The organism is Stenotrophomonas maltophilia group sp. Smal32, assembly GCF_030237085.1.
In the GTDB taxonomy this organism is placed as follows: domain Bacteria; phylum Pseudomonadota; class Gammaproteobacteria; order Xanthomonadales; family Xanthomonadaceae; genus Stenotrophomonas; species Stenotrophomonas maltophilia_Q.
The window spans coordinates 26,202-43,986 of sequence record NZ_JASJSI010000023.1 but is presented as its reverse complement, the minus strand read 5'-3'; the positions used below and the strand labels follow the sequence as shown (position 1 = coordinate 43,986).

The following is a 17,785-nucleotide window of genomic DNA, read 5'->3' as shown; positions in this document are numbered from 1 at the left end:
TACCCACACCGGTTGCCGGCCAGCGGCCGGCACTACCGGGTGGGATTCAGCGCTTGTACTTCGGCACGAACACCTTGTTCACTGCGTCAGCCAGCTGGTCCGGCGGCAGCAGGCCCTGGTCGAGCAGGAAGTTGTTGAACGCCAGGCGGTCGAACTTCGCGCCCAGCGCCAGCTCGGTCTGCATGCGCAGTTCCAGGATGCGGGTATAGCCGTAGAAGTAGCTGCCGGCCTGGCCCGGCATGCGCACCATGTAGCGGTCCAGTTCCTGGGTGGCCATCGCCTTGGACAGGCCGACCTGCTCCATCAGCACGCGCTCGCCGTTGGCACGGTCGGTCAGGCCGAGGTTGAGCATCGGGTCGAGCATCGCGCGCGCAGCGCGCAGCAGGCGGAACTGCAGGGCGATCATCTGCCCGTCCAGCGGCTCGTACGGCACCATCTCGGCTTCGGCATACAGCGCCCAGCCTTCCACGTTCACCGAATTGAACGCGAACATGGTGCGCGCCAGCGACACGCCGCGCTCGACCATTGCGGTGAACTGCAGCTCGTGCCCCGGGCGGCCTTCGTGCGCGCTCAGCGTCCATGCCGCCGCACCGAAGTTGAAGTCGTCGTACTGCGCGCCCGGGCCCGCGGCCGGGTTGCCCAGCGGCAGCACGAAGGTGCCCTGCTGCCCGGTGTTGTTGACCAGCGGGGCCGGCAGGAAGTGCGGCGCCGGGCTGGCCGCGCTCTCGGCGGCCGAGCCCAGGCGCATCTGCATGGCGCGCTTGGGTACGTCGACGATGGCGTGTTCACGGATCAGCGGATCGATCGCATCGATCACCTTGCGGTAGTGGCCTTCCAGGTGATCGTCGGCGATCTTGTCGGCCTTCAGCGCCCGGATCACCGCCACCGGGTCGCTCGGATCAGCCACCTTCAGGCCCTTGTCCTTCACCACCAGCGGTGCCAGCTGCTGCATCGCCGAGCGGGTTTCCATGAACTCCAGCTGCGCGCGCTGCATCAGCAGCTTCGGGTCGATGTCGATGCCGACCTGCTTGAGCTGGTAGGCGTACAGCGGCGCCGGCAGGCGTGCGTCGGCACGTGCTTTCGGCAGCACCTCCCTGCGCGTCCAGGCGGCGTAGTCCTTCATCTGCCCGGCCAGGGTCTTCATCGCCTCGTCGGCGCCGGCGATCTGGTACTTCTTCAGCAGCGACTCGATGCCGGTGACGTAGGTCTCGACGTTGTCCAGCGACTGCTGCACTTCGATCTTCGTCGGCTGCAGCAGGCTGCCGTCCTTCAGCCGCTCTTCGTAGCGCTGGCGGGCCAGCGTGGTGAAGGCGGTGCCACCCGGCTGCAGGCCGGCATAGGCTTTGAGGCGATCGATCGCCTTGGCCCGGCGCTCGGCCGGCACCTGGTCGGACAGCAGCAGGTTGAGGCCGCTGAACACGGTCTGCGGTGCGTCGCTCCACGGCAGCAGGTACTTCTCGTTGAGCTCGCTGCCTTCGATGTTCTGGTTGGCGGCGTGGATCATGATCTCCAGGTCCTGGCGGACGTTGGGATCCTTTTCGGCGGCCAGCTTTGCTTTCAGTTCGTCGCGTGCCTTGGCCATGGCAGCGCGGTAGCGCTTGGCGTTGTCCGGGCCGAGGTCGGCCACCTTGTCGTCATAGCCGGGCACGCCGAAGAAGCCGGTTTCCTCCGGCTGGAACGGGCCCTGCGCATCCAGCAGGAGCTGCGCCAGCGCATTGCTGCGGGCGACCCAGGCCGGGCTGGCCGGGGTAGCGGCCTTGGCGGCGGGTGCCGCCAGCGCCGGCGGTGCGGACAGCAGCGGTGCGGCGCTCAGCGCCAGGGCAACGGCCAACGCGATCGGCTTCATGGTGCACTCCAGGACAGGGTTGCCCGCACCCTACGCGCTCACGGCGATGGCGACAATCGGCCGGAGGTCACAACGCGGCGGTCAGCGGGCATTCGCCGCGATCGCGGCAGGCCTGCAGTTCGCATTCGCGTGCAGCCTCATCATCATCCAGCGCCGTCAGGTCGAAGGTCTGCTTGTCCTCGCCCAGCACGTACATCACCGGGTAGTCCCACACGTCATCGCGACGGGTGCCCTGCACGAACAACCGCCCATGCGCGTGCGGTCCTTCCAGGGCCACGGTCAGGCCGACATCACGCTGGCCGTTGATCGCGGTCTGCATGCTGCCCAGCGGCATCGACTCGATGTTCAGCGGCTCACCGAACGCTTCCACCAGTTCGATACTGCAACCGGCGCGCCGCAGCGCCTCGCGCATCGGCGGGCTCTCGCGTGCCGCCTCGCTCCAGCGCAGCACGCTCCAGGTCACCACACCCCCTGCCCCACCCAGCACCAGCACCACCACCAACGGCATGGCCCAGCGCCAGTGGCGGCACCACCAACCGGCGGATGCCGGGTCATGGCCGGGAATCGGCGGTGGCTGGGTCATCGGCGGGCTCCTTCCCGTGCTGGATCAGGGTTTCAGGCAACGTCCCAGGAAGGCTTCGGCCACGCGGTAGCGATGCAGTGCATCGGCGCCGGACAGGCCATGCTTGGCACCCGGGTAGGTCATCAGTTCGAACGGCTGGGCACGCTTCTGCAGCGCGCTCATCAGGCTGGTCGAATTGGTGAACAGTACGTTGTCGTCCGCCATGCCGTGGATCAGCAGCAGCGGCGAACGCAGGCCATCGATATGGGTCAGCACGCGCGCTTCGCGGTAGCCGGCTTCATTGCGCGCCGGCAGGTCCATGTAGCGCTCGGTGTAGTGGCTGTCGTACAGGCCCCAGTCGGTCACCGGCGCACCGGCCACGCCACAGGCGTAGCTGTCGGAGGCCTTGGCCAGCAGCATCAGGGTCATGTAGCCGCCATTCGACCAGCCCTGCACGCCGATGCGCGCCGGGTCCACCCATGGCTGCTGCTTCAGCCAGGCCACGCCACGCAGCTGGTCGGTCACTTCCACCGTACCCTGCTTGCCGTACAGCGCACCGCCGAAGTCGCGGCCACGGCGCGGGGTGCCACGGTTGTCCAGCGAGAACACCACGTAGCCCTGCTGGGCCAGGTACTGGTTGAACAGATGGTCGCCGCGGCCGGGCCAGCTGTCGGTGACGGTCTGGCTGGCCGGGCCGCCGTAGACATACACCGCCACCGGGTAGCGCTTGGACGGATCGAAGCCGGCCGGCTTGATCAGGCTGTAGTTCAACGGGGTCTTGCCGTCGGCAGCCATCAACGTGCCGAACTCGACCGGGCGCTGCGCATCGCGGTAGCGCGCATACGGGTGCTTGGGATCGGTCAGGTCGTTCTCGACCAGCGTGGCGATCTTCTCGCCGTTGGCGCGGAACAGTTCGATCTGCGGCGGCGTGCTGCTGTTGGACCAGCTGTCGACGTAGACGCTGGCGTTGCGCGCAAAGCTGGCGCTGTGCATGCCCGGCGCCTTCGACAGGCGCTGCGGCTCGTCGCCCTGCAGCGACACTGCGTAGATCTGGCTTTCGCGCGAGGTTTCGATGCCAGCGCGGAAGTAGGCCTTGCCGGCCTTCTCATCGACTGCCAGCAGTTCGTCCACCGGCCAGTTGCCGTGGGTCAGTGCAGTGGCCTTGCCCTTGCTGTCGATGCGGTACAGGTGCTGGAAGCCGGTGCGTTCGGACGACCACAGCACGCTGCCGTCGTCGAGGAAGCGCAGGCTGTTGTGCAGCGGCACCCAGGTCGGGCTGGTCTCGTGGGCGAGCACGCGCTGGCGGTTGGAATCGAGCGCCACTTCCACCAGGTCCAGCTGCTTCTGGTCACGCGACTGGCGCTGGAAACTCAGGTGCTGCGCATCGCGCCAGTCGACGCGGGCCAGGTAGATGTCCTGTTCCTTGCCGAGGTCGACCCAGCGCGGCTGCGCATCGGCGGCCGGTGCGATCACGCCCAGCTGCACGCGCACGTTGGCATCGCCGGCGGCCGGGTAACGCTGTTCGATCACATCAGTGCGGTCGGCATAGACCTCGTAGCGCTTCTGCACCGGTACCGGCGATTCGTCGATGCGGGCAAAGGCGATCGCAGAATCATCCGGCGCCCACCAGTATCCGGTGTGGCGGTCCATTTCCTCGTCGGCGACGAATTCGGCCACGCCGTTGCCGATAGTGGTGCTGCCGTCGCGGGTCAGCTGCAGCTGCTTGTCGCTGGCCAGGTCGATCACCCACAGGTTGCGGCCGCGGATGAAGCTGACGAAGCCGCCCTTGGGCGACAGCTTGGCATCGGTGGCGAAACCTTCACCGTGGGTCAGCTGGCGTACCGCCGCCTGACCCTGCTGCTTGAGGTCGTACAGGTACAGCTCGCCGCCCAGCGGGAACAGCAGGCGCTGCGCGTCCGGCGACCACTGGTAATCGACGATGCCGGTCATCGCGGCGATGCGCTGGCGCTCGCGGCGCGCCTTTTCCTCGTCACTGAGGGTCTCGGTGCCGGGCAGCACCACCTTGGAATCGACCAGCAGCCGGGTCTGGCCACTGCCGATGTCGTAGGTCCACAGGTCCAGCTGGTTGCGGTCGCTGTCCTTGCCACGCAGGAAGCTGACCTGCGATCCGTCCGGCGCCACCTTGGGCTTCATCAGGGTCGGGCCGGACAGCGGCAGCGGGCCGGTGATGGCTTCCAGGGTCAGCTTTTCAGCGTGGGCGGCGGTTGTGGTGGCGAGCATGAGGGCGAGCGAAGCGAACAGGTGGCGCATGGAGGATCCCGGCAAACGGCAGGTCCGCCCCCGCGATGGACGCGGAGCGGTCGTCCCCCATCCTAACCAAGCCTGTGCGGGAAGGCAGCATGACCTTCTGCCCATGGCCGGGTGCTGGGGTCAGAGCCCTTTGCGCTGCAAAGGGATCCGACCCCGAGGCGGTCAGCGCTGGCCGAACAGGTGCTTGCGCTCCTCGTCGCTGAGCGGCTTGCCGGCGTTCGGGTTCACCTGCTGGCGCAGGGCATAGGCACGCTGGGTGGCCGGGCGTGCGGCAATGGTTTCATGCCAGCGCTTGAGGTTCGGGAACGCGGTGAAATCCACCGGCAGCTTGTCGTAGGCGCCGATCCACGGGTAGCTGGCCATGTCAGCGATGGTGTACGCGTCGCCGGCCAGGAACGCGTGCTGGGCCAGGCGCTTGTCCATCACTACGTGCAGGCGACGCACTTCGTTGTCGTAGCGCTCGATGGCATACGGGATCTTTTCCGGCGCGTACACGTTGAAGTGGCCCATCTGGCCACTCATCGGGCCCAGGCCGGCCATCTGCCAGAACAGCCACTCCAGGGTGGTGACGCGGCCGCGGGGGTCGCTGGGCAGGAAGCGGCCGGTCTTCTCGGCCAGGTACAGCAGGATCGCGCCAGACTCGAACACGCTCTGGGGAGCACCGCCATCGGCCGGGGCCTGGTCGACGATGGCCGGCATCTTGTTGTTCGGCGAGATCGCGAGGAATTCCGGCTTGAACTGGTCGCCCGAGCCGATGTTGACCGGGTGGATGCGGTACTCCAGGCCGGCTTCTTCCAGCAGCAGGGTCACTTTGTGGCCGTTCGGGGTGGGCCAGTAATACAGGTCGATCATGGCGGCGGCTCGGGGTGCGGAAAGGAACCTGAAGTCTAGTGCGTGAGTTGGCTTGGCACCGTCATGGCGGGCCGGTAACCTCGCCTCTCCCCCGCAACGCAGCATCCCTCGCATGAGTGCAAACCGCCCGCCGCTCTCCCCCTTGTCCACGCTGATCTTCGCCTCGCGCTGGCTGCAGCTGCCGCTGTACCTGGGCCTGATCGTGGCGCAGTGCGTCTACGTGTTCCTGTTCGGCAAGGAACTGTGGCACCTGATCTCGCACTCGGTGTCGATGGGCGAGCAGCAGATCATGCTGATCGTGCTGGGCCTGATCGACGTGGTGATGATCTCCAACCTGCTGGTGATGGTGATCGTCGGCGGCTACGAGACCTTCGTCTCGCGCCTGCGCCTGGAAGGCCACCCGGACCAGCCGGAATGGCTGAGCCACGTCAACGCCAGCGTGCTCAAGGTGAAGCTGGCGATGGCGATCATCGGCATCTCCTCGATCCACCTGCTGAAGACCTTCATCGCCAGCGGTGCGCTGGGCGGCATCCCGCTGTGCACGCCGGAGCAGATGAGCGTCGCCGCTGCCAACATCGGTGTCGCCCGCTGCTCGATGCTGACCCAGGATGGCGTGCTGTGGCAGACCATCATCCACTGCGTGTTCATCCTGTCGGCGATCGGCATCGCCTGGACCGACAAGCTGATGTCAAACAGCCACAGCAAGCCCCACGACAAGTCGCACGACCACTGATGCGACAACCGGCAGCGGCCCTTCGCCGCTGCCCCTTCCCGGCCCCTGCCCCTTGTACGCGGCGGTGGCCGGGATGCTAGATTGCACCCTCGCCGTTGCCGGCGGTGGCGTCGGGAAACGTCACCCTGCCGCGCCCGGACCGCAGGTCCCGGCCATGCATATCAATGATTTACGTCACGTCGTCTTCTAGAGGGGAGCAGGATGTCGCACGTCTCAACGATCACCGCCGCGCGCCGGTGGCTGCCGGTTGCCCTGGCACTGGCCCTGGCCGCCTGCTCGGGCAAGGAAGAATCCGCAGCGCCTGCTGCCGCCACGGCGCCTGCCGCTGCCGCACCCGCCGCACCGGCGGTTGCTGCCAAGGTGCAGTCCATGGGCACCGAGCAGCTGCGCGAGTCGGCCAGCCAGGCGCTGCGCGAGAACCGCATGTATGCACCGGCCGGCGACAACGCCATCGAGTACTACCTCGCCCTGCGTGACAAGACGCCGGACGACGCCTCGGTGAAGAGCGCACTGACCGACCTGCTGCCGTACACCCTGATCGCCGCCGAGCAACACCTGAGCCGCGAGGACTACACCGAAGCGCAGCGCCTGGTGGCACTGATCGAGAAGGTGGATGCCTCCGCGCCGGCCCTGCCGCGCCTGAAGGACGGCCTGGCCAAGGGCGTGCAGAACGCAGCCAAGCGCACCGAAGCGGAAGCCGAGAAGGCCAAGAAGGATGCCGAGGACCGCAGCAAGCAGCAGACTGAGCAGCAGCGCCTGAGCGAGCAGCGCGCCAAGGAAGCCGACGCCGCCAAGCAGATTGCCGCGCAGCAGGATGCCGCGCGCCGCGACAACGAGCGCCAGGAAGCCGAGCGCCAGGCCGCCGCCCGCCGCGAGGCTGAGCAGAAGCAGCAGCAGGCTGCCGCCCAGCAGGCCAGCGCCGCACGCCAGGCCGCCGCACCGGCAGCGCCCACCCTGCGCCCGGTCAGCACACCGGCGCCGCGCTATCCGGGCGAAGCCCTGCGTTCGGGAACCTCCGGCGAAGTGCTGGTGGAGATCACCGTCGGCACCGATGGCTCGGTGGTGAATGCTCGCGTGCTGCGCGCGACGCCGGGACGCGTGTTCGACCGTGAAGCCCTGAACGCGGTCAAGCGTTGGCGCTTCGAGCCGGTCAGCGCGCCGGTGACCACCCGCCGTACGCTGGTGTTCGCGCCGGGCAACAACTGAGGCACGTCGAGGTAGCGCCGGGCCACGCCCGGCGACAATGGATCAAGGCCCGGCATGTCCGGGCCTTGTCCGTGTCAGGCCGCTCCATCGATCAGGTGTTGCAGTGCCGGATCGCGCGCTGTCAGCACCTGGAACAGGCCCAGCGCATGCAGGCCCGGCAGCAGCGCACGCAGATCCGCTTCGGCCGTGGCCCGGGTGGCGGGATCGCCGGCAGGATCCTGCCAGTCGCGGACGCTGGCGAGGAAAGCCCCGACACTGCCCTTGCGCACGGTCACGCCGTTCACCTGCACGTCGTTCTGATGGTCGGGGAGGATGTCGTGTGGCTGCATGGAGGATGCTCCTGTGGGATCGGAGCCCAGTGTGGCGCCCGCCGGCTGGCGTTTCTGCCGTATAACTGCCAATGGATATGGTAGATCAGACATTCATCGCGTTGATCGATCCCACCCTGGCGGACGCCGGCGATGGTCCCGCGGTGCTGTCGTCGCAACTGCGCGCAACCGGACGACGCCGTACAGCACGCCACCGGCATGTGCGCGGCCAGCTGCTGGGTGCCCACCACGGCGTGCTGCGCATCGAAGCGGGGGATCTGCAGTGGCTGCTTCCTGCGGGGCACGTCGCATGGATACCGCCCTCGCTGCCCCACGCACTGGCGGAGGCAGAGGAGTTCGATGGCTGGAGCCTGTACTTCAGCGCTGCGGCCTGCGTGGAACTACCAGCGATACCACGTATTTTCCAGCCCAGCACGCTGCTGCAGGCGGCGACGGCGCGGGCGCTGCAATGGCCCCATGCGCCACTGGATGCTGCGCAGGCACGCCTGGCCGGCGTGATCGCCGATGAGATTGCCGCCAGCACGCCGCTGCCGCTGGCCCTGCCACAACCGCGTGACCGGCGCCTGCGCCAGATCGCCGCCGCGCTGGCTCGCGCGCCGCACGACAACCGCACCGTCGAGGCCTGGGCCGCCAGCAGTGGCCTGTCGGGCCGTAGCCTGGCCCGCCACTGGCTGGCCGAGACCGGCATGACGCTGGGCCAGTGGCGACAGCGACTGCGTGTGCTGCTGGCGCTGCCACGCCTGCTGGTAGGTGATCCGGTGATCGGTGTTGCGCTGTCGATGGGGTACGACACGCCCAGCGCCTTCATCGCCGTGTTCAAGCGCGAGATGGGGGTGACGCCTGCGCGGTATGGGGAGGGGTGAGGTGTCCAACACTCCCGCTGTCTGCACTTGCGATTGGCGCCGGTGATCGCCCAGCGTTTCGCCACTTGGCAGGCAACGCGGTCCTGAAAACAACGAAGCCCGGAATGACCGGGCCTCGTTCGAAATCCGCCGGGCATGGCCCGGCGCTACCAGGTGGTCAACCGGAGATCGCCAGGCGTTCGTTGTGGTAGCGGCGCACGGCGGCGAACCACAGCACGGCGGCCAGGCCGAGGCTGGCGCCGAGGTAGATCGCCCACACCGAGGGGGTGATGGTCTCGTGGCGGATCACCTTCAGCAACATCTGGTTCTGCGACAGGAACGGTACTGCGTACTGCCACGGCTGGCTCTTCACCGGGTAGGCAATCAGCGCATAGCCCGGCAGCATCGGCAGCAGCATCAACCAGGTCATATGGCTCTGCGCTTCCTTCATGCTCTTGGCGGCTGCGGCCAGGAACGTCAGCAGCGAGGTGCCGATCAGCAGCATCGGCAACATCACCAGCAGCATCTGCACCATGGCGACGATGTTCATGTTGAGCTGGCGGCCGATGTTGCCCGGTGCAATCTGCGCGCTCACCTTGAACGCGGCCAAGGTCAACAGCAGCGAGGCAAAGCCGACCATGCAGGCGGCGGCGATCTTGCCGCTGACAATGGCGCTGCGCGATCCCGGCGTGGCCAGCAGCGGCTCCAGCGACTGACGCTCACGCTCGCCGGCGGTGGTGTCCATCACCAGGTAGGCGCCGCCGAGGAACGAGGTGAGGGTCAGCAGGATCGGCAGCAGCGCCGACAGCATCAGGCCACGCTTGGCTTCAGCACTGGCCATGTCCTGGCTGGCCACGTCCAGCGGCCGTGCAACCTGGGCGTCGATGCCACGCGCCATCAGCCGCAGCGCTCCCACTTGCCTGTTGTAGGTGGCCAACGCCGCCTGCAGGCGCGCAGTGGGCACCTCGGCGGCACGCCGCGTGCTGTCGCGGATCACCTCCACCAGCGCCGGCTTGCCATCGGCCCAGTCCTTGCCGAAGTCCGGGCTGATGCGCAGCGCCACGTCGATGTCCTGCGAGCGGATGGCCTCGGCCAGATCCTTCGGCGCCGCAGCGGCATTCAGGCCCTGGGCCGCCAGGAAGCGCACCAGGTTCGGCGCGTGCTCGGCACCGATGGTGGGAATCTGCAGCGGCTGCTCGATCTGCGTGCGGACGCGGCTTTCGGACAGCTTGCCCATGCCCAGGATCAGCAGCGGGTACAGCAGCGGACCGAAAAGCAGCGTCAGCGCCAGCGTGCGGCGGTCGCGCGAGAGGTCACGCAGCTCTTTGCGCATCACCGTCATCAAGGTCGACATCATGCTCATGCGTGCAGGCCCTCTTCGCTGCCGATCAGTTTCACGAACGCATCCTCCAGATTGGCTTCACCGGACTGCGCGCGCAGTTCATCGGCGCTGCCGGCGGCCATCACCGTGCCCTTGGCAATGATCACGATGTGGTCGCACAGCGCACCCACCTCCTGCATGATGTGGCTGGACAGGATCACGCAGCGGCCTTCTTCGCGCAGCCCCAGCAGGAACCGGCGCAGCGCGCGGGTGGTCATCACGTCCAGGCCGTTGGTGGGTTCGTCGAGGATGACGTTGCGCGGGTCGTGCACCAGTGCACGGGCGATGGCGGTCTTGGTGCGCTGGCCCTGCGAGAAGCCGTCGGTCTGGCGATCCAGGATGTCGCCCATGTCCAGTGCATGCGACAGCACTTCGATGCGTTCGCGGATGTGCTGGGCCGAGAGGCCATGCAGTTCGCCGAAGTAGGCGATGTTCTCGCGTGCGGTCAGGCGCTTGTACACGCCACGTGCATCGGGCAGCACCCCCAGGTGGCGGCGGACGTCCACCGGATTGCGTGCCGCATCGATGCCGTCGACGCTGATGCTGCCCTGGTCGGGCGTCATCAGCGTGTACAGCATGCGCATGGTGGTGGTCTTGCCGGCACCGTTGGGGCCCAGCAGGCCGGTGATCTGGCCATCGGCGGCGCGGAAGCCGACGTTGGCCACGGCCTGGATGCGGCCGGTGCGGGTATCGAAGGCCTTGTGCAGGTTGTCGGCGACGATCATGGGGTCCATCCGTTGAACGAGGTGAACGCCGGCACGTAGCTCAGCGTGTCCAGGCAGCTGGCATCGAGCGCCTTGGCCTGGGTGGTGTCGATGAACTGGCCAAGCAGGCGCGGCATGCAGCCGGCGTTGAGCGTGCCGTGGCCCTGCCCACGGGCAACCAGCGCTCGGCCGTTGGGCAGGCCCTTGAGCACCTGCTCGGCGTAGCGCGGCGGGGTGACCGGGTCCAGTTCACCGGAGAGCAGCAACACGGGCAGATCGCCCTTCAGCGCTGCGGTGCTGGCGGCCGGCGCCGGCTGGTGAGGCCACACCGGGCAGGCAGCGAAGAACGCGCGCGCTGCTTCGGCACCGAACAGCGCGTCATCGCTTTCAGGCGGGGCCTGGTAGCGCGGCGCGTCTTCGCTGCAGATCACCGACCACTGCATGCCGCGATTGATCTGGAAATCCATGCTGCGGGTGGCGCCACGCACCAGCGAGGCAAGCGGTACGTAGCGGCCCTGTGCGGCTTCATCCAGCACCAGCGGCAGCAGCGAGGAGTACTCGGGCACGTAGGAGAAGGCGAACGCCAGGCCCACCACGCTGTCCGGCGAAAGCACGTCCTGGCGCGGCGCGTTCGTACCGGGGTCGCGGTAATCGACCGTCACCGGCGTGCGGCGCAGGGTGTCGGCCACGCTGCGCAGCTGTTCACGGGTATCCACCGGGAAGCGCTTGCTGCAGGCGGCATCCTTGCGGCACTGCGCCGACTGCAGGGTGATGGCGTTGTCGAAGGTCCTGGCGAACTCGCCACCCACCACCAGATCGTTGGGCACCACGCCATCGATCACGATGCTGCGGGTGTGCTGCGGGTAGGCCATGGCATAGCGCTGGGCCACGCGGGTGCCATAGGAACCCCCGACCAGATTGATCTTTTCAGCGCCCAGCGCCTGGCGCACGGCGTCCAGATCGGCAATGGCTTCGGTGGTGGTGTAGAAGCGCGGATCGGCACGGCCTTTCAGCGAGGCCAGGCACTGCGTGGCGAAGTCGCGCATCACCGCTTCGGTGGGCGCGGCGTCTTCGTCCAGCTGCAGTTCCTTGCCGTCGGCGCCCAGGCAGCTGAGCGGGTTGGAGCCGCCGGTGCCGCGCTGGTCGATCAGGAACACGTCGCGCTGCTTGCGCACCTGGCGCAGGGCGGTATCGACAACGACGGCCACCTCGCTGGCGGCCTGGCCGGGGCCGCCGGCCAGGAAGAACACCGGATCGGGCTGGCTGCTGCCGTCGCCGGATTCCAGCCAGGCGATGCGCAGGCCGATGCTGCGGCCTTCGGGATGGGCGCGATCCTCCGGCACCTGCAGGGTGGCGCACTGGGCTTCCACGTTGGCGCTGGCGCCGACGGTGGACAAGGTGCAGGGCTGGAAGCCGATCGTGCCGAAGCGGCGGTTGGGCGCGTCGGTGCTGCCCTTCGCGTCGACCGACGACGTTTGGTTGCAACCGGCAAGCATCAGGCTGGCCAGCATTCCGGCCAGCGCGAGGTGGTGTCTTTGCATCGTGCGTGTTTCCCCTGGAGGACGTTCCTGCCGACCACGACGGGCTGCCGCGGAAGATGTGACCCAACTTACACGGGCAGCGCGTCGGCGGCGATGGGCAGAGGCGGATTCCCGGCCGGGACGGCGCAGGCCAGGCGATCGCGGCCCTCGGCCTTGGCCCGGTACAGCGCCGCATCGGCCGCCGCCAGCAGCGTGGACAGGTCGCCGTGGCCTTCGTCCATCGCCAGACCGATGCTGGCGGTGACCGTCACCGCTCCGGTGGCCAGGCGCGCCGGGCACCGCTGCAGAGCGGTACGGATCGCTGCAGCCCCTGCCATTGCTTCGCCCTGCGTGCTGCCGGCCAGCACCAGCACGAACTCCTCGCCGCCGTAACGGCCCAGCAGGGCGTCACGGCCCTGCGTACAGCGCTGCAGCACCGCTGCAAAGTGGCGCAACACCTGGTCGCCGGCCAGATGGCCCCAGCGGTCATTGATCTGCTTGAAGTGATCGACATCCACCAGCAGCAGCGCCAGCGGCCGCCCCTGTCGACGCAGGCGCTGCAGACGCGCGTGGCCATCGGCCAGCACCGCACCGCGGTTGAGCAGGCCGGTCAGGCCGTCGGTGCGCGCCGCATGGCGCAGATCGACCAGCATCCGCTCAACCAGCAGCAGCACCATCGCGAAGCAGCGCGCCAGTTCCAGCATCACTCCGGCGATGTAGGTCGCGAACATCGGCGAACCGGTGCGCATGATGTCCTCGCCGGCATCCGGGGCCACCGGCAGGAACAGGCGCACGGCATACAGGCTGGCTTGGGCCAGGAACACCGCAGCGGCCAACCGGCAACTGGTGCGTTGCTGGGCCGGGGCATGGCGCAGCAGCAGCCATGCAATCCAGCCATCGACACCCAGCGCGAACACGCTGAACACCTGCAGGCGCATGCCCAGGTTCGGCCACAGCACAAGGAAGGCGAAGATGCAGGCCATGAACGCGGCCGCCATCAACAACGGCCACCACAGCGGCAACGGCTGCTCCAGGTGCAGCGCAACGCCGCGCAGCATCATCAGCGCGCACCCGGCCATCGCCGCGTTGCCGGCCAGCACGGCCGGCACCAGTGGCAGATAGGGGCGCAGCGCCAGCAGGGTCACGCCCAGGGTCAGCAGCCACAGGCTGGCGGTCCACTGGCGCAGCACCGGCTGCCCGCGCAGCACGACCAGCAGCAGCGAGAACCCCACGGCAATGCCGATGCAGAGCAGGAAGCCAAGCACGGTGATGGTGCGGAAATCCAGGGACATGCAGCGCTCGTCGGCCGGGGCGGCGCGCGCATCTTAGCGCCTTGCAGCGCGAATCCCGTGGCGTTCCCCGGCTTCGAGGGTGATGCCGGGTCTGAAAACGGCGAGCAGGACGACCGGCGCATGCGCAGAATCCGCGCACAACCCAGGAGACGCCCATGCACGCGTGGTACCTCGGTGGCATCGACCACCGCCCCTTCCTGCCCCTGTTCGAGATGAGTGACAACGCGCTCGCTGCACTGGGAATCCAGCGTCGCTGGGCGGGCGATTCAGGAGGACACCCCTGCCGGATCAGCCTGAGCGATCCTCCCTGCGGCAGCGAACTGCTCCTGCTGTCCCACGTGCACCTGCCGTTGCACTCGCCGTATCGCGCCTCCGGCCCGATCTTCGTGCAGCGCGGCGTGACCCGTTGCGTACTGCCTGCCGGGGAGGTGCCACCTTATGTGCAGCGCCGCATGATCTCGCTGCGTGCCTACGACAGCGCAGCGCTGATGCGCAGTGCGCAGGTCTGCGCCGGCACCGAGGTTGCCACGCAGCTGGACACGATCTTCGCCGATCCAGCGGTGGCCTTCGTCCAGCTGCACAACGCGGCACACGGCTGTTTCTCATGCCAGGCAGATCGGGTCGGCACCAGCGCCACGTAGCGCCAACCTCCATGACGTGATCGATGGCACGCCGATCACGTGACCGCTGGCGCATCCATTCAGCACCGCGTGAAGCCTGCGGGAAGGGCTTCACATGCACAGTCACGGATCGGCACTTCCATGGTTCCTCCGCCCGCACCACGACTCGATACTCGCTGTGGTGCCGCCGCAAGTCCGCCGCGCAGCGCAACGCCTGCGGTCACCGTTCCCTTTCGACGACCACAAGGATGCGCCATGTCATTCCGCTCCACACCAGTGCTGCTGGCCACCGCGTTCGCCGCCGCAGGCCTCGGCCTGGCCGGCACTGCAGCCGCTCACGGCACCATGACCACGCCGGTCAGCCGCGTCTATGCCTGCTTCCAGGGCAATCCCGAGAACCCGACCAATCCGGCCTGTGCCGCCGCCAAGGCGATCGGCGGCTCGCAGGCGTTCTACGACTGGAATGGCATCAACCAGGCCAACGCCAATGGCAACCACCAGGCGGTGGTACCCGATGGCAAGCTGTGCAGCGGCAACAACCCGACCTTCCGCGGCCTGGACGTGGACCGCAGCGACTGGCAGACCACGCCGATCCAGCCTGATGCCAATGGCAAATTCACCTTCGTGTTCAAGGCCACCGCGCCGCATGCCACGCGCGACTGGCGCTTCTTCGTCACCCGCGAAGGCTGGCAGCCGGGCAGCCCCTTGCGCTGGGCCGACCTGCAGGAATTCTGCACGCTGGGCAATACACCGCTGTCGGCCGATGGCACCTACAAGCTGCAGTGCACGTTGCCGCAGCGCAGCGGCCAGCACGTGATCTACAACACCTGGCAGCGCTCGGATTCGACCGAAGCGTTCTACACGTGCATGGACGTGCGCTTCCAGGGCGGCGGCGGCACGCCAGCACCGCAATGGCAGGATGCCGGCCCGGTCACTGCGCGCGGTGAGCTGCCGGTCGGCACGACGCTGGCGCTGCGCGTGTTCAACGCCAACGGCAACGATGTCGAGCGCGTGGAGGCCACCCTGGCCAGCGGCCAGACCGCCGCGGCACAGTGGCCGCTGGTGCTGGCACGCAGGGTCAATGCCGATGCACAGCATGCGCGGCTGGGTGTGCTCAGCAACGGCGTGATCACGCCCACCGCATCGGCCACCGCCAACCGTGTGTACCTGAAGGACGGCAACCGCTTCCAGCTCGACACCAAGGTGCCGGACCCGGGTACGCCGTCGCCGGGCGGTGATTTCGACCATGTGTACCCGGCCGGTATCGGCAGCTACGTGCCGGGCCAGACCGTGGTGAAGGGCACCGACGGCAAGCTGTACGCCTGCCGCCCGTTCCCGGAAGGTGCGTGGTGCAACGTCAATGCCGATGCCTATCGTCCGGGCACCGGCTCTGCCTGGCGGGACGCTTGGATCGCGTACTGAGATGCCCTGCGGGGAACGGCGTTTTTTCGTCGTTCCCCCTCGGAATGCGAAGTTCATCGCAGCGCAGAAAACGCACCCTTACCTTTCAAACTATTCCTATGGAGCGTGCCGGGACGCATGTCGAAACTCCGCAGGGTTCCACCACCCACAGGAGATTCCTGATGCACCTGTCCCATCGGACCGTCCTTGCACTGTCCTTCATCGCGGGTCTGGCGCTGCCTGGCAGCGCCTTCGCCCATGGCACCATGTCCAAGCCCACCAGCCGTGTCTACGCATGCTATCTGGGCAACCCGGAAAACCCGACCAATCCGGCCTGCGCCGCCGCCAAGCAGCTGGGCGGTGCCCAACCGTTCTACGACTGGGCTGGTGTCAATCAGGCTCATGCCAACGGCAACCACCAGGCGGTGGTTCCGGACGGGCAACTGTGCAGCGGCGGCAACTCCACCTATCGCGGCCTGGACCTGAACCGCAGCGACTGGGCCACCTCGCCGATACGGGCCGACGCGCGCGGTCGCTACACCTTTGAATTCCTGGGTTCCGCTCCGCACGAAACCCGTGAGTGGAAGTTCTACGTCACCCGCGATGGCTGGCAACCTGGCTCTCCCCTGCGCTGGGGTGATCTGGAAGCCTTCTGCACGCTGGGCAACGTACCGTTGTCCGCCGGTGGCGTATACAAGCTGGACTGCCCGCTGCCAAAGCGCGAGGGCCAGCACATCATCTACAATACCTGGCAGCGCTCGGATTCGCAGGAGGCCTTCTACACCTGCATGGACGTGCGTTTCGAAGGCGGTGGTGGCGTCACCCCGCCGCCGCAATGGCAGGACGCAGGTCCGGTCATCGCGCGGGGCGCGCTGGACACCGGGACCACCTTGACCCTGCGGGTGTTCAGTGCCAACGGCAACGATCTGGAACGCCCGGCGCTGACACTGAGCGCTGGTCAGACCGCAGCGAATCAATGGCCCTTGGCGCTGGCACGGCAGGTCAACGCCAACGCGCAGCACGCACGTGTGGGTGTAATGAAAGACGGGATGATCACGCCGGTCGCTTCTGCCACGGATAATCGTGTCTACCTCAAGCCTGGCAACCGCTTCCAGCTCGAAACACTGGTTCCGGGACCGGGCCCGATAGACCCACCTCCAGGTGACTACGACTTCATCTACCCGGCTGGTATCGGCAGCTATAAACCCGGCGAAACCGTGGTGAAGGGCACCGACGGCAAACTGTACGCCTGCCGTCCCTTCCCGGAAGGTGCGTGGTGCAACATCAATGCCGATGCCTACCGTCCGGGCACCGGCTACGCTTGGCGGGATGCCTGGGTCGCGTACTGAGGCAGGTTCCGGAGGCGGCATGAGGCCGCCTCCGGTACATGAGGGGGTTGCCGGCCAGCGGCCGGCACTACCCGGGCCTATTTGCTGCTGACGTACTTCTCGCGGCGGATCTGCGGGTTGCCCAGTCCGGCAGCCTTGAGCAGCTCGGCGCAGGCGTCGACCATGTCCGGGTTGCCGCACAGGTAGGCGATGTCGGTGGCCGGGTCCGGCGAGAAACCGGCCAGCGCCTGCTGCACGTAGCCATGCTGCACGTCGGGATGCGGATCGGCCGGCAGTTCGCGCGACAGGCACGGAACATAACGGAAGTTAGGATGCTTTTCGGCGAAGCTGTAGAAATCTTCGCTGTACAGCAGCTCGCCCGGGCTGCGCGCGCCCTGCAGCAGCACGATCTGCACGCCCCGCTCGGCCATGGCCGTTTCCAGCAGCGGCAGCATCGAGCGGTACGGGGTGACGCCGGTGCCGGTGGCGATCAGCAGGTAGCGGGCGTTGTGGTCGCCGGGGTTCAGGCAGAACCGGCCATAGGGGCCGGACGCATTGATCTGGCCGCCCTGCTCCAGCGCCTCGAACAGGGCCGTGGCGGCGCCGCCGGGCACGAAACTGACCGCGATATCCACCGCCTCGCCCGGGCCCAGCGCGTGGTCGTGGATGGTCGCCAGCGAGTAGCTGCGCTTGGTTTCGGTGCCGTCGGCATAGCTGAAATGGACCTGGATGAACTGGCCGGGCTGGAAATCCAGCGGCTGCCCATCGTCACGCACGAACTGGTAGTGGCCGACGGTCGGGGCCAGCATGCGGCAGCCGACCAGCTTGAGGGGGAATTGAACAGGCACGACTTTTCGGGACAGTGTGTAGCCGGGGCAAGCCCTCGGGGTCTTCTATA

16 protein-coding genes are annotated in these 17,785 nt (G+C 67.6%); 6 read left to right on the top strand and 10 right to left on the bottom strand.

What is annotated here, in order from left to right:
- Nucleotides 1-46: 46 nt before the first annotated feature.
- The 4 genes from QRO91_RS08090 to QRO91_RS08075 all read right to left on the bottom strand — a co-directional run bounded on the left by QRO91_RS08090 (nucleotide 47) and on the right by QRO91_RS08075 (nucleotide 5,531).
- A complete protein-coding gene (locus tag QRO91_RS08090) occupies nucleotides 47-1,846 on the bottom strand; it encodes a DUF885 domain-containing protein (protein WP_049428571.1) in 1,800 nt (599 codons plus the stop codon).
- Between the two features lie 67 nt (nucleotides 1,847-1,913).
- Nucleotides 1,914-2,429: a cytochrome c oxidase assembly factor Coa1 family protein gene (locus QRO91_RS08085; protein ID WP_049428574.1), complete on the bottom strand. Its 516-nt coding sequence runs from the start codon at nucleotides 2,427-2,429 to the stop codon at nucleotides 1,914-1,916.
- A 24-nt stretch (nucleotides 2,430-2,453) separates the two neighbouring features.
- A complete protein-coding gene (locus QRO91_RS08080) occupies nucleotides 2,454-4,679 on the bottom strand; it encodes a S9 family peptidase (protein WP_285310360.1) in 2,226 nt (741 codons plus the stop codon).
- A 162-nt stretch (nucleotides 4,680-4,841) separates the two neighbouring features.
- Nucleotides 4,842-5,531, bottom strand: a complete 690-nt coding sequence (locus QRO91_RS08075; RefSeq protein WP_285310359.1) for a glutathione binding-like protein — start codon at nucleotides 5,529-5,531, stop codon at nucleotides 4,842-4,844.
- 112 nt (nucleotides 5,532-5,643) lie between these two features.
- On the opposite strand from QRO91_RS08075, the gene QRO91_RS08070 reads away from it, so the two are divergent.
- Nucleotides 5,644-6,264, top strand: a complete 621-nt coding sequence (locus tag QRO91_RS08070; protein WP_049427182.1) for a TIGR00645 family protein — start codon at nucleotides 5,644-5,646, stop codon at nucleotides 6,262-6,264.
- Between the two features lie 201 nt (nucleotides 6,265-6,465).
- Nucleotides 6,466-7,470, top strand: a complete 1,005-nt coding sequence (locus QRO91_RS08065; RefSeq protein ID WP_197619410.1) for an energy transducer TonB — start codon at nucleotides 6,466-6,468, stop codon at nucleotides 7,468-7,470.
- 74 nt (nucleotides 7,471-7,544) lie between these two features.
- On the opposite strand, the gene QRO91_RS08060 is transcribed toward QRO91_RS08065, so the two are convergent.
- Nucleotides 7,545-7,799 carry a hypothetical protein gene (locus QRO91_RS08060; RefSeq protein ID WP_049427185.1) on the bottom strand — a complete coding sequence of 85 codons (255 nt, stop codon included), beginning with the start codon at nucleotides 7,797-7,799 and terminating at the stop codon, nucleotides 7,545-7,547.
- A 77-nt stretch (nucleotides 7,800-7,876) separates the two neighbouring features.
- Here QRO91_RS08060 and QRO91_RS08055 point away from each other — a divergent pair, with 77 nt between their 5' ends.
- Nucleotides 7,877-8,662, top strand: coding sequence for a helix-turn-helix domain-containing protein (locus tag QRO91_RS08055; protein WP_197650644.1), 786 nt, complete (start codon nucleotides 7,877-7,879; stop codon nucleotides 8,660-8,662).
- A gap of 157 nt (nucleotides 8,663-8,819) precedes the next feature.
- On the opposite strand, the gene QRO91_RS08050 is transcribed toward QRO91_RS08055, so the two are convergent.
- From QRO91_RS08050 to QRO91_RS08035, 4 genes are all read right to left on the bottom strand, one after another.
- A complete protein-coding gene (locus tag QRO91_RS08050) occupies nucleotides 8,820-10,004 on the bottom strand; it encodes an ABC transporter permease (protein ID WP_197650641.1) in 1,185 nt (394 codons plus the stop codon).
- On the bottom strand, nucleotides 10,001-10,747 hold the full coding sequence (locus QRO91_RS08045) for an ATP-binding cassette domain-containing protein (RefSeq protein WP_197650640.1): 747 nt from the start codon (nucleotides 10,745-10,747) through the stop codon (nucleotides 10,001-10,003). The genes QRO91_RS08050 and QRO91_RS08045 overlap by 4 nt, the downstream gene beginning before the upstream one ends.
- The gene (locus QRO91_RS08040) at nucleotides 10,744-12,267 is read right to left on the bottom strand and encodes an alpha/beta fold hydrolase (RefSeq protein WP_049427195.1); all 1,524 of its coding nucleotides are present in this window, start codon (nucleotides 12,265-12,267) and stop codon (nucleotides 10,744-10,746) included. The genes QRO91_RS08045 and QRO91_RS08040 overlap by 4 nt, the downstream gene beginning before the upstream one ends.
- A gap of 68 nt (nucleotides 12,268-12,335) precedes the next feature.
- Nucleotides 12,336-13,538, bottom strand: a complete 1,203-nt coding sequence (locus QRO91_RS08035; RefSeq protein ID WP_049427197.1) for a GGDEF domain-containing protein — start codon at nucleotides 13,536-13,538, stop codon at nucleotides 12,336-12,338.
- 155 nt (nucleotides 13,539-13,693) lie between these two features.
- On the opposite strand from QRO91_RS08035, the gene QRO91_RS08030 reads away from it, so the two are divergent.
- From QRO91_RS08030 to QRO91_RS08020, 3 genes are all read left to right on the top strand, one after another.
- Complete coding sequence (locus QRO91_RS08030) at nucleotides 13,694-14,179, top strand: DUF1203 domain-containing protein (RefSeq protein ID WP_049427198.1); 486 nt, start codon at nucleotides 13,694-13,696, stop codon at nucleotides 14,177-14,179.
- Nucleotides 14,180-14,413: 234 nt separating this feature from the next.
- Nucleotides 14,414-15,580 (top strand): lytic polysaccharide monooxygenase, encoded by a 1,167-nt coding sequence (locus QRO91_RS08025; RefSeq protein WP_049427199.1) that lies wholly within the window; start codon nucleotides 14,414-14,416, stop codon nucleotides 15,578-15,580.
- 161 nt (nucleotides 15,581-15,741) lie between these two features.
- On the top strand, nucleotides 15,742-16,908 hold the full coding sequence (locus tag QRO91_RS08020; protein WP_049427201.1) for a lytic polysaccharide monooxygenase: 1,167 nt from the start codon (nucleotides 15,742-15,744) through the stop codon (nucleotides 16,906-16,908).
- A gap of 77 nt (nucleotides 16,909-16,985) precedes the next feature.
- Here QRO91_RS08020 and QRO91_RS08015 read toward each other — a convergent pair whose 3' ends face one another.
- Entirely contained in the window at nucleotides 16,986-17,735 is a 750-nt protein-coding gene (locus QRO91_RS08015; protein ID WP_080354965.1) for a ferredoxin--NADP reductase, read from the bottom strand.
- Between the last annotated feature and the right edge of the window lie 50 nt (nucleotides 17,736-17,785).